Raw genomic sequence first — 10979 nt, forward strand, 5'->3', positions numbered from 1 at the left:
CTCTATTTTTAAAAAAGTGATAATATGAAAATGCTATATAGGAAAATGCTACGTGATTTCAAGGATCATAAGGCCCAGTTTCTCTCTATCTTTTTAATGGCTCTTATAGGAGTCTTTGCATTTACAGGAATTAGCGGTGAAGTTGTAGGTATGGTGGATGTATCAAACAGCTATTATGAGAATACAAACCTAGCTGATGGGTGGATCTATGGAGAGGAAATAAGTGACGATGTATTTTCCGATATTAAATCCATGGAAGAAATCAAGGATGCCCAAAGGGAGATGGTAGTGGATACGGTTGCCAATTACTCATCAGACCCAGAGATTACTTTGCATGTTGTAGAGGGAAATCAAAACATATCCAAATTCTACCTTTTCAAGGGGAAAGACTTTGACCCTAATGATGAGGAAGGAATTTGGATTGACAAAAGGTTTGCAGATGGCCGTAAATTGGATATTGGAGATAAGATCACCTTAAAGTTCGATGGAAATAAGGTGTCTAAAACAGTTAGGGGAATAATGTATTCTCCGGAATATGTCTATTATATCCAGGAAGGTAGCTTGCTTCCTGACTTTTCTCAAGTGGGCTTTGCTTACATCCCATCTAAAGGCGCTGATTTTGACATTGTGTATAATACAATAGCTCTTGATGGCTATGAGGAATTGGATGAGAAGGACTTCAAGTCTGCATTGGAGGATAAATTGGGCCAAAAGGCCTATGTTCAGTATGTCGACCGTGACAATAATGTTGGCATAAAGACATTGCAGGATGAGATATCTCAACACCAGATGTTTTCAGGAATATTTCCAGCCATTTTCGTTCTTGTATCACTTTTGACTTTGGTAACAACAATGTCCCGTGTCATTTCAGCTCAAAGGATGCAGATAGGAACCTTAAAGGCAATGGGATACAGCAACAAGTCAATAATCCTTCACTATCTCTCTTATGGATTCGTATTGTCATTAAGCGGTTCTGTTATAGGTCTTGTTGTAGGGCCTTTGACTATACCTTATCTATTCTATCCAACAATGTCATCTACCTATTCGCTTCCTCGCTGGGGACCTTCATGGGACATCAGCTTCTTTGCTGTTGCAGGACTTATGGTAGTCTCTTCTGTATTGATAAGCTACATTTCAGTAAAGGGAATCAGCGATGAGAATCCTTCAGAAACAATCAGGCCAAAGGCTCCAAAACTTGTAAGTTCCGGCCTTATTGAAAGAACCAAGATTTGGGAAAGATTCAGCTTCAATGAAAGATGGAACTATAGGGATGCAAAAAGGAACAAGACCAGAGCGATAATGAGCGTTTTCGGTGTATTTGCATGTGCCCTTTTGGTAATGTCTGCATTCGGAATGGTCGATTCAATCAATGATGTTGAGGATTGGCAGTACAATCAAATCTATAACTTCAATTCAAAGCTATTATTAGAAGAAAACATCACAGATTCACAATTGGATCATATCTTGGATGAGACTGGCGGTGAAGGAATAAGGGAAGAAGCCATTGAGTTGAAGTATAAGGGCATCAAGAAGACAGGAACCCTTACGGTAATGAACGATACAGAGTATTACAAGGTTACCGATGCCAACAGAAACTATATAAGCCTTGATCCTGATGGAGTGGCCATTTCAGACAAGATGGCTGAAGTCCTTGGATTGAAGGTTGGAGATAAGGTAAGATGGCATGTTGCAGGAAACCCTAAATGGATTGATTCAGAGATTACAGAAACATACTCAATTCCTTTTGGCCAAGGATTGATAATGTCTCCTGAAGTCTTTGATGAGATTGGAGGGGATGACTACAACTACAGCACAAATGTTGTATTGACCAAAAAGAACGTGAAAGAAAACTATACTGGAGTAAGCAGCATTACAACAAGTGAAGACATCAGGAAGGGATGGAACACAATGACTGAAGCATTGGACTTGATGGTCAGTGTCCTCACTACCTTTGCAATTGTCTTGGCAGTTGTGGTATTGTACAATTTAGGTCTATTGTCATTCACTGAGATTCAAAGGGAGCTTGCGACACTCAAGGTTCTTGGATTCAACTCAAAAAGCTTGAGAAGGCTTTTGTTAACTCAAAACCTATGGTTCTCAACTATTGGATTTATTCTAGCTATTCCTGGAGCTTATGTTTTGATGGGCATCATGATGGGGTCAACTGGTGATGAGTATTGCTTCCCAATCAACATTTACTTATGGAACTTCATAGTCAGTTTCCTCATTACCTTTGGATTGTCTGTTCTTGTCAACTTGGCATTTTCAAGAAAGATCAAGAAGGTGAATATGGTTGAATCCTTGAAGAGCAATGAATAGATTTAGGGTTTTATTCCATATTTTTTTCTTTTTTTATTTATTTTACATTTTCCTTTTTTAAAACATTTAGCATGGTTTACTATATAAAACTATATCTGTTTAAATCACTCTAATTTTACTATATTACTATAATATTGATTTAATTTTGTTAAAAATACTGTTTTGTTTAGTTAACTTTAAATATAACTTTTTTTAAACTTTTATTTAAGAAATAAACAATTTTAATTAATTTTTAAAAAGGTGATATTTTGTTAATCCATGAAAACAATAAGGGGTGTGTATTGGATAATTTTAAGTTAGTAAATCGTGATGAAATAATTGATTTTATTAATTCTCACAATGGCTTATTGGAATTAATAGAAAAAGCATATCCTTTGCTAAAAATCTATTTTCCAAAATATTCTTATTGTTTATTATATTCAATAGATCCTGAAATTATCAATCTCGAGCATATCATGCTATTTATCAATGGTGATGAAAAGGTTTATGATGAGGATTGTTTGAGATTAAAAGAATTGGAAAATGAAATAGAGAAATTGAAAGTTTCTAATTGCAATGTTAAGCCATTGCTTTTAGTTGATATATGATTTGATACAAGTGATAGTATGTTAATTGAAGAAAATAAAAGAGATTGCATATTAGATAATTTTAAATTAATCAATCAAAAAGAGATTATTGATTTTATTCGTTCAAATACTGGATTATTGGAATTAATTGAGAAAGTCTATCCTTTGCTTGAATCTTATTTTCCAGATTATTTCTATTCATTATCATATGCAACAGATCCGGAAATAAAGGATTTGGAAGATTTGATGCTATGCATTCATGGTGATGAAAAGGAATTCAAAAGCAATCGTAAAAAGTTGCATGATTTAGAAAGGGAAATAGATGGCTTGAAAGTCTCTAACTGCAAGGTAAAGCGTTTGCTGTTAGTGGAGGTATTGTTTTGACTTTCACTTGGGATAAATTTTATGATGTTGGAAACTGTATGAAAAATATTTCCAAAAAGGAAGAGTATCAACGTTCTGCTGTAGGCCGTTTTTATTATGCAGCTTTTGGATTAGTGAAGAATTATTATGAAGATAAATATCAAAGAACAGTTCCTTCGAATGATTCTCATTCATTTCTAATAAATGAATTGGAAAAATCTTATGGTGATGAGAAGGCTTTAGGTGAAAACTTGAGAAAAATAAGAAGATTTAGGAATTACGCCGATTATGATAGCAAATTCTATATGAAAAATGTAGGTGTCAGTGAAGAAATCTATAATGAAATAATTATATTATTGAATAATTTAAATAAAAAAAGTAAAAGGTAATTACTCATACCTATGAGTAATCAAGTTTCTTAGGATAGCCATTCTTACTGGAATTGCATTTGCAGCCTGTTCAAAGTACTTGTTGTACTTTGTATCGTCAACATCATATGCAATCTCATCTATTCTTGGTAGTGGGTGCATTACAATAAGGTCCTTTCCTTCAAGCAATTCCTTATTGATCAGGTAAGCTCCCTTGATCTCTTCATATTCCTCTTCGTCTGGGAACCTTTCCTTTTGGATTCTGGTAACGTAGAGGACATCAACATCATCAATGACATCCTTAAGGTTGTTTGTTTCCTTGAACTTGATATTGTTCTCTTCAAGGTCATGCAATGTTTCCTTAGGCATCTTAAGCTGGTCCGGTGAGACAAATGTCATCTCAACATCATACATTCCCAAAGCGTATGAGAGTGAATGTACGGTACGGCCGTATTTTAAGTCTCCAAGAAGCGCTATGTTCAATCCGTCTATTTTTCCGAAGTGCTTTTTGATTGTGTAAAGGTCCAATAATGTCTGGGTTGGGTGTTGGCCTGCACCGTCACCTGCATTTATGATTGGAACATCCACGATATCTGAGAGGAAACGTGACACTCCTTCAAGGTCGTGTCTTATTACAATTGCATCACAGTATGATTCAAACATCTTTGCTGTATCTGCTATGCTTTCACCTTTAGCCACTGAACTGATTGATGTGTCCCCAAGTTCAATGCATTCCCCTCCAAGTCTTTTCATGGAGGCTTCAAAGGAAAGTCTTGTTCTTGTGGAAGGTTCGTAGAATAAGAGTCCTAATATTTTTCCTTCAAGCTCTCTGGATAACTTCTTTGATTTAGCAACATCTTCAAGTTTGCTTGCTTCATCTAAGATGAATTCAATTTCATCCTTTTCAAAATCCTTTAATGAAATAAGGTTTTCATGGCCAAATATATTATTACGCTCCTTAAATTTTACACTTGGAATAGTGGTCTTATAAATAAAAAGAAAAAAATAGAAATATTAATTTTACTTTAAAAAAAATGAAAAAAAGTTTTTAATTAGATTAAAAACCTTTTAATTCTTTCACATGTTTTAGAATATGTATCCTAGCAATGCCATGATGATGAATACAAGAATTGCTATGATAAACACTTTCATGCCGATTTTCATCATCCATTTCAATAGCCCAAATATAATCATCAATAGTATAGCTATTATTATGATCTCTATAATCATGTTTTCACCAGGCTATATAAAAAGGACACTTAAGGAGCTATTTCGTCTCCTTTGAACCATCCGATGATTCCAACAATAATGGAAATGATGATTCCTAAAATTAACATTTTCCAAAAGTGGTGCATAAAGAATCCTATTATTGGGAATAAAAAGAATAATACGATCGCACATAAACAAATTTTATTTAATTCCATATTTTCACCTCTTTTTTAAGAACTCCTTTTTGAAAAAGGTGTTCTGTTTTATAATATTTCTAAAGTATTATAATAATTTATCTATTTTATTCAATTTTGTTCATTCTTCTTTGATTAAATAGCTCTTTAATGTTCCAATGTCTTCTATTGTCACTTCAACTATTGAATCTGCCTTCATTTCACCTACACCTGGAGGTGTTCCTGTAGCTATCACATCTCCTGGATTCAATGTCATTGTCTGTGAAACGTATGAGATGATTTCCTGTGGAGAGAAGATCATTTGTGAAGTGCTTGAGTTTTGCTTTGTTTCTCCATTTACCTTGGTTATGATCTTTTGATTCAATGGGTCAAGGTCTGTTTCTATATATGGTCCCATTGGAGCAAAGCCGTCACAGCTTTTTCCTCTTGTCCATTGGCCATCTCCAAGGGTGAAGTCCCTTGCTGTAACGTCATTTATTATTGTGTATCCGAAGATGCAATCATCCGCTTCTTCTATACTAACTTGTTTGGTTGTTTTTCCTATTACAACCGCAAGCTCTCCTTCATAATCTATTTGCTTTGACACATTAGGATAGATGATTATGTTGTCTGTTCTATTTACTGTAGTGGATGGCTTTATGAATATTACAGGGCTTTCAGGTAGGTCTAGATTCAATTCCTTTGCATGATCCTTGTAATTGAGGCCAATGCAGACTATTTTAGACGGTTCAGTTGGGGATAGTATTTCAATGTCATCTAAGCCGTGTGATGATACCATATTGTATAAAATGAATTTTATGTCCTTATTGAAGTAGTCTAGAATGTCTCCATTTAGTTCGATGACCTTACCTTCATCGTCTAGGAAACCTGATTTTATTTCTTTATCTTCATTTAGACTGTCGGCCTTGTTCTTGAATCTTAGGAATTTCATTAAATCACTGAAAATAAATAATAATAAAATTTAACCATTAAAAAATTATTTTTAATCATTGAATGATCCTTTCTATTGGAACTACAAGAATGTCACGTGCACCTGCATTTCTAAGTTTGTTTACAAGCTCGAAGACCTCATCCTCTCCAACCACTGCCTGAACTGCCATTGTTTCCTCTTTTGACAACACTTCAGATACGGTTGGTCCGCTCATTGCAGGCATGACCTTTTGAACTTCACATAGGTCCTTTTTAGCTACATTCATCATAAGCAATTTCTTTCTTCCAGCTTCAAGCACACCTTGAATGGAGGTGCTTACAGCTTCCACAAGATCCTTCTTCTCTTCATATGAGTTCTTGTTAGCTATTAATTTTATTGAGCTTTCAAGTATTGTATCAACAATCTTCAAATGGTTCATGTTGAGTGTAGTTCCTGTGCTTGTAAGGTCTGTGATTGCATCAGCTATTCCAATGAATGGAGCTATTTCAGTTGATCCTGTAAGCTTTACAATCTTGATGTCCAAGTTGTTTTCCTCTAGGTACTTTCTAGTGAGATTTGGGAACTCTGTAGCTATTGTCATTCCGTCTTTTAGGTCTTCCTTTGTTTCTATTTCACTGTCATCAGGTGAAGCGAGAACTAATTTTGTTGCTCCAAAGTTCAAATCCAAGAGTATTTCAACATCTGCATCGTTTTCCTCTATGAGATCGTATCCTGTGATTCCCATATCACAGATTCCTTCATCCACAAATTCAGGAATGTCTGCAGCACGTGCAAACATCACGTCTATGTCTTCGTTGTAAGTTTGTGAGAATAATTTTCTGTTTGAGCTGTCCTTGAGGCCAAGTCCTGCCTTTTCCAGGATTCTTACTGCAGGATCACTGATTCTGCCCTTAGACGGCACTGCAATTTTAAGTTTCATGATTTCATCCATATTGTTTTATCTAAAGACTAGCTTATTATCAAAGCTATTGATATTTTTTATCTACAATTATTTTAGTTTTATTTCTATATAATATTAATCAATTTATTGAATTTTTTCACATAGTTGATTTTTGAAAAATTTCAATATTTTTTAATCATTTGTAATATGTAAAAAATTAATTTTTACTTTTGTTTAGTTTGAGTTTTAATAAACTAATTTTTTATATGCCATATGAATAGTTAGAATTTTATTTGTTGTATATATAGTTTATGATTTTTAATTATAAATCATTACAATTACTGAATTCAAATTCTATATTCTAATATATCATATTTTGTTAATTAAGGGCGTTATAAGGGCTATTTTTTAGAAACCTTTATATAGTAGTAAATATTAAGATATTATTGTACTTATGAAAAAAAGCTTGTTCAGCTAGTATTTTTTAAAAATATGAACTCTGAATAAGCTTACACTAATTATTGCATTAGTAATAAGTATAGTTTTTTAAAATAAAATTATGGAGAATGATATTTATGGCAATTCCTGTAGCTCCTATCGGAAGAATCATTAAAGATGCTGGTGCTGAAAGAGTAAGCGAAGACGCTAAAAAAGAATTAAACGCTTACGTAGAAGCACAAGCTGCTAAAGTTGCTAAAAAAGCTATTAAATTCGCAGAATTAGCAAAACGTAAAACCGTTAAAGCTGAAGACATCGAATTAGCTATTAGCGAATTATAGACCCAGCTTTTCCGCTCCTTCGGAGCGCAAAACCTGGACCAAAATTCTTATCACTACGTGTTAGTGATAAGTCTTTTGTTTTTTTACTGTTTTTTTATATTTTTTTACATTTTTTTCTAGTACTGTTTTTTTAAGATTTATTTTGAGCATTGTTGTTTTAGTTTTTCATACTCTTTTTGGTTTAGTTTTGTTATTCTTTTTATTGTTTCATCGTCTAGTCCTTCTTTTATGAGGTCTTTTGCTATTTGGTAGTTTCTTGATTTTTGCCCTTCTTCATAGTATATTCGGTCTCTTCTTCCCAGTATTCCTTTAAAATCCAGTGCACTTTCATCTATCATTTTCATCACTTCCTTATATTCTTCATTATCGGTTATGAATTTTTTAGCTAAAAATGATTGGAGAACTGCTGTGTGTAACTTTTCTGTTTCATTCATTTTTGCATCGACTGTAAGATCGATTGATTTGATTAGCAATTCTTTAGGTGATCTTTTTGATTTCATGAATGTAAGTATTCTTAAATCCCCTATTTCTGATTTGCTAAGCTCTTCGTTGTTTTTATTTTTCAAACTTATATTATTTATAGTTTTATCACCATCCAAGGTCTTAAACGATTTATAAGGTATAGTAAACCCGTCATTGTTGTGCCAATTGAAAATAAGCTCATCATTGTCCTTATAATGAGTGTTGAGGACTAATGTGTGGACTTTTCTTCGATATTTGGTGCTCATATAACATGCATAGTCAAAAAATTTTTCCTTATCTTCCTTTCTTATTGCAGTTGAGTGTGCCTCTAAACTAATTATGTCCTCATTGTCCAATTCCCAAAGAAATCTGCCATTCTTTCCTTTCCATCATATGTTACGATTTTGGTTGGACATGGTCTCACTATTTTATATGGAAATCCAAATTTTTCAAGAATGGTGTTTATTCCAGGATATAGAAGGCAAAAGTACTTGTCTTCAGTTTTTTCTAAATCTGTTTTTTCATTATTTTTCATTTTTTCGCCAAGATAATCTATAAATAACCCTAGTTTAAAGTTTATCTTATTTAAATGGATTAGTTTTTTTAAATATGAGATTTCAAATGTTTTTTAATATTATAACGAAATTAAAACAATTTTTCCAAATGAAATTAATTTATCGAAACATTTAAATATAACAATTGTTATATTATAGTATAGAGAAATATAACAATCGTTATATTTTTTCTAAAGAAGAAATTTTAATCATTTCTAAAATTTCTTTTTTTAAAAACGATACCCTCCTTAATATGCAATTTTATTGCTAAAGACATTTTATTTATCGCTCTTAAAACACAAATCATAACACACACAAAAACACGATATGATTAAAATAATGCAATCTCCTAAAAAAGTAATTTCTTCACAAGTCTTTAAATCTCAATCATTTTATTATTTTAATCATATTAATTTCTTTTTTCATTGCTTTTGTATTTCTTTTTTTGCTTTATCTGTTACTTTTTCTATAAGTTCTGATTCTATTCCGATTTTTTCAAGTTCTATTGCAACACTATCTATCCCTTTTTCTCCATATATTCTTTTCATTTGTTTTACTGTGTTTTGTATCATTCCGCCTTCCATTTTCACCAACCTCTCTATTTCATCAAATTCTTCATCCGTATCAGTATATTTGGTAGCTAGAAACAATAATAAATTTTTAATGTCATTTAATTTGTCTCTGTTTACAGTTCTTATCTGATTTGCTAATGTAATGCATTCAACAATCAATTCCTTAGGTGATTTGTCCGATTCCATAAATGGAATCAGCAATAGATCATTAAGTTCCTGGGTTTCATCATCTATTCCACCCTTTTCCAATAGATTTTTTAAATTTTCCAGATGCTCTTCTCCACTGAATTCCTTAAAAGTCTTTAATGGAATTTTATACTTGTTTTCGTTATGCCACTCATCTTCGTATTCGTTATTTTTCTTCTGTACTGTGCTGATGAAGTAGCTGTTTGTTTTCTGTTTGTATTTTATTCTAAGATACGTTGCATAGTCCAGAGATTTTTCTATGTCCTCTTTTTTTACATATGTTGATTTAAATTCGAGATTTAAGGTTTCCTTTGATTTCAAATCAAATACCAGATCCATTGTTTTGGTTTCATCTCTATAGTTCTGATATTCATTTGGAAGAATTTTAACAATTTCCCCAGGTATGCCAAGTACATTCAATAATCGATTTAATCCAGGGATGCTTTGCTTGAAATACTTATCCTCTATCTTGTCTTTATCTCCTGTATTTTTTTCTTCATCCATATTATTTAAAATCCTCCATAAACTAATATTTATGTTTATTTTGGATTTTATCTTATTTAAATACTTTTAATGACGATTTTAATTATTATTTAATAGTTAAATCGTAATTTACAACTTTTATACAATTTTTTAAAGATATTATTAAATTATAATGAGATTAAAATAATTTCACCGAATCATATCAACAGTGCCTAAAGATTCATTTCCATTTCATTTGCGAAATCCTTATTTGCTTTAGAGCGATTAGCGCTTCTTTCTTCCTCTATGCACCTTATAAGTGAAAAGTATTCTTGAATTTCATTGAAATCATCGGACTTTTCGCATGCATTTTCCAATAGTTCTATGATTTTATCGAATCTGTGGCTTCTTAGTGTAATTGTTTCATATATTCCCATTGTATCATCTCTTTTCAATTGCTTATTAAAGCATGATTGATTGCTTATATTATGATTTTAATCTTATATAAGCTTTGTTGGTTTAAATAAGTGATTTACTATTCGTAATAAATAGTTAACTAAATATATATCGTTTTTTTCAAAAAGCAATCGTTCTAAATATAAGACCATAAAAGCATTATGCAATGTCTTATTAATCTTAAAAAAAAATAAATTATTTATACGGATTTCTAAAGAAATATTATCATTAATACCAGCTTTAAAAAAGGACTGATTATATGAGATTCAAAAACATATTTTTAAGCGTAATGATTTTGATATTGGTAGGAAGCATGACAGCTATTGCAGCTGCAGATGACTATGAGTCATTAGGTGACTATACCTTTGACATTCCTGATGGATATCAAGTGACAGATAAGACTGATGAAATGGTGACAATGCAAGTTGATGAGGATCATCCTATTATTGTTTATAAGTTGGATTCAGTAGCTGATGTTGATTCCTTCATCTCACTTTTGGAAACTACTGGATGTGAATTAGTGAGTGAAGATGCTTTCCAAGCTGGAAGCTTTAATGTAACTCCATATGCTTACACTTACTTAGACGCTCAAGGATTTTTCTACATCTGTGATGATGGAAAAGGAACTCCTATTTTAGTTGCAAGTTCAGGACCATCAACTGAAGATCCTTTGACTGT

Annotated in this window: 15 protein-coding genes; 6 read left to right on the forward strand and 9 right to left on the reverse strand. The window is 32.3% G+C overall.

Annotated features, from left to right (window positions below; translation table 11 throughout):
• Window positions 1–24 precede the first annotated feature (24 nt).
• The 4 genes from QZU90_RS08410 (at window position 25) to QZU90_RS08425 (ending at window position 3637) form a co-directional block, all read left to right on the forward strand.
• The gene (locus QZU90_RS08410) at window positions 25–2319 is read left to right on the forward strand and encodes an ABC transporter permease (protein WP_296856643.1); all 2295 of its coding nucleotides are present in this window, start codon (window positions 25–27) and stop codon (window positions 2317–2319) included.
• A 248-nt stretch (window positions 2320–2567) separates the two neighbouring features.
• Window positions 2568–2906, forward strand: coding sequence for a hypothetical protein (locus QZU90_RS08415; RefSeq protein WP_295607202.1), 339 nt, complete (start codon window positions 2568–2570; stop codon window positions 2904–2906).
• 18 nt (window positions 2907–2924) lie between these two features.
• Window positions 2925–3269, forward strand: coding sequence for a hypothetical protein (locus tag QZU90_RS08420; protein WP_295607199.1), 345 nt, complete (start codon window positions 2925–2927; stop codon window positions 3267–3269).
• Window positions 3266–3637 (forward strand): HEPN domain-containing protein, encoded by a 372-nt coding sequence (locus QZU90_RS08425; RefSeq protein ID WP_295607196.1) that lies wholly within the window; start codon window positions 3266–3268, stop codon window positions 3635–3637. Before QZU90_RS08420 ends, QZU90_RS08425 begins: the two co-directional genes overlap by 4 nt.
• On the opposite strand, the gene pyrB is transcribed toward QZU90_RS08425, so the two are convergent.
• From pyrB to hisG, 5 genes are all read right to left on the reverse strand, one after another.
• Window positions 3638–4561, reverse strand: a complete 924-nt coding sequence (gene pyrB, locus QZU90_RS08430) for an aspartate carbamoyltransferase (protein ID WP_296856663.1) — start codon at window positions 4559–4561, stop codon at window positions 3638–3640. It abuts the gene before it with no gap.
• Window positions 4562–4702: 141 nt separating this feature from the next.
• The gene (locus QZU90_RS08435) at window positions 4703–4846 is read right to left on the reverse strand and encodes a hypothetical protein (RefSeq protein WP_292787820.1); all 144 of its coding nucleotides are present in this window, start codon (window positions 4844–4846) and stop codon (window positions 4703–4705) included.
• Window positions 4847–4875: 29 nt separating this feature from the next.
• Entirely contained in the window at window positions 4876–5040 is a 165-nt protein-coding gene (locus QZU90_RS08440; protein WP_296856646.1) for a hypothetical protein, read from the reverse strand.
• Window positions 5041–5140: 100 nt separating this feature from the next.
• Window positions 5141–5950 (reverse strand): fumarylacetoacetate hydrolase family protein, encoded by an 810-nt coding sequence (locus QZU90_RS08445; protein WP_296856648.1) that lies wholly within the window; start codon window positions 5948–5950, stop codon window positions 5141–5143.
• A 55-nt stretch (window positions 5951–6005) separates the two neighbouring features.
• Window positions 6006–6869: an ATP phosphoribosyltransferase gene (gene hisG / locus QZU90_RS08450; protein WP_296856650.1), complete on the reverse strand. Its 864-nt coding sequence runs from the start codon at window positions 6867–6869 to the stop codon at window positions 6006–6008.
• A gap of 536 nt (window positions 6870–7405) precedes the next feature.
• Here hisG and QZU90_RS08455 point away from each other — a divergent pair.
• Window positions 7406–7609 (forward strand): histone family protein, encoded by a 204-nt coding sequence (locus QZU90_RS08455; protein WP_292787827.1) that lies wholly within the window; start codon window positions 7406–7408, stop codon window positions 7607–7609.
• 137 nt (window positions 7610–7746) lie between these two features.
• Here QZU90_RS08455 and QZU90_RS08460 read toward each other — a convergent pair whose 3' ends face one another.
• From QZU90_RS08460 to QZU90_RS08475, 4 genes are all read right to left on the reverse strand, one after another.
• Window positions 7747–8427: a hypothetical protein gene (locus QZU90_RS08460; protein ID WP_296856653.1), complete on the reverse strand. Its 681-nt coding sequence runs from the start codon at window positions 8425–8427 to the stop codon at window positions 7747–7749.
• Window positions 8409–8606, reverse strand: a complete 198-nt coding sequence (locus QZU90_RS08465) for a hypothetical protein (protein ID WP_296856655.1) — start codon at window positions 8604–8606, stop codon at window positions 8409–8411. Before QZU90_RS08465 ends, QZU90_RS08460 begins: the two co-directional genes overlap by 19 nt.
• Window positions 8607–9047: 441 nt before the next feature.
• Window positions 9048–9887 carry a hypothetical protein gene (locus QZU90_RS08470; protein WP_296856657.1) on the reverse strand — a complete coding sequence of 280 codons (840 nt, stop codon included), beginning with the start codon at window positions 9885–9887 and terminating at the stop codon, window positions 9048–9050.
• A gap of 191 nt (window positions 9888–10078) precedes the next feature.
• Window positions 10079–10282, reverse strand: coding sequence for a hypothetical protein (locus tag QZU90_RS08475; RefSeq protein WP_296856659.1), 204 nt, complete (start codon window positions 10280–10282; stop codon window positions 10079–10081).
• A gap of 278 nt (window positions 10283–10560) precedes the next feature.
• Between QZU90_RS08475 and QZU90_RS08480 the strand changes: the two genes are divergently transcribed.
• The coding region (locus tag QZU90_RS08480; RefSeq protein WP_296856661.1) for a hypothetical protein at window positions 10561–10979 on the forward strand (419 nt) is incomplete at its 3' end.

The sequence above is a fragment of the uncultured Methanobrevibacter sp. genome (genome assembly GCF_902784195.1).
GTDB lineage: Archaea > Methanobacteriota > Methanobacteria > Methanobacteriales > Methanobacteriaceae > Methanobrevibacter.

Bases quoted from the DNA above. Each gene is read 5' to 3' on its own strand.
- QZU90_RS08410 (WP_296856643.1), top strand. From the start codon at position 25: ATGAAAATGCTATATAGGAAAATGCTACGTGATTTCAAGGATCATAAG.
- QZU90_RS08420 (WP_295607199.1), top strand. From the start codon at position 2,925: ATGTTAATTGAAGAAAATAAAAGAGATTGCATATTAGATAATTTTAAA.
- QZU90_RS08435 (WP_292787820.1), bottom strand. From the start codon at position 4,846: ATGATTATAGAGATCATAATAATAGCTATACTATTGATGATTATATTT.
- QZU90_RS08440 (WP_296856646.1), bottom strand. From the start codon at position 5,040: ATGGAATTAAATAAAATTTGTTTATGTGCGATCGTATTATTCTTTTTA.
- QZU90_RS08445 (WP_296856648.1), bottom strand. From the start codon at position 5,950: ATGAAATTCCTAAGATTCAAGAACAAGGCCGACAGTCTAAATGAAGAT.
- hisG (WP_296856650.1), bottom strand. From the start codon at position 6,869: ATGAAACTTAAAATTGCAGTGCCGTCTAAGGGCAGAATCAGTGATCCT.
- QZU90_RS08455 (WP_292787827.1), top strand. From the start codon at position 7,406: ATGGCAATTCCTGTAGCTCCTATCGGAAGAATCATTAAAGATGCTGGT.
- QZU90_RS08465 (WP_296856655.1), bottom strand. From the start codon at position 8,606: ATGAAAAATAATGAAAAAACAGATTTAGAAAAAACTGAAGACAAGTAC.
- QZU90_RS08470 (WP_296856657.1), bottom strand. From the start codon at position 9,887: ATGGATGAAGAAAAAAATACAGGAGATAAAGACAAGATAGAGGATAAG.
- QZU90_RS08475 (WP_296856659.1), bottom strand. From the start codon at position 10,282: ATGGGAATATATGAAACAATTACACTAAGAAGCCACAGATTCGATAAA.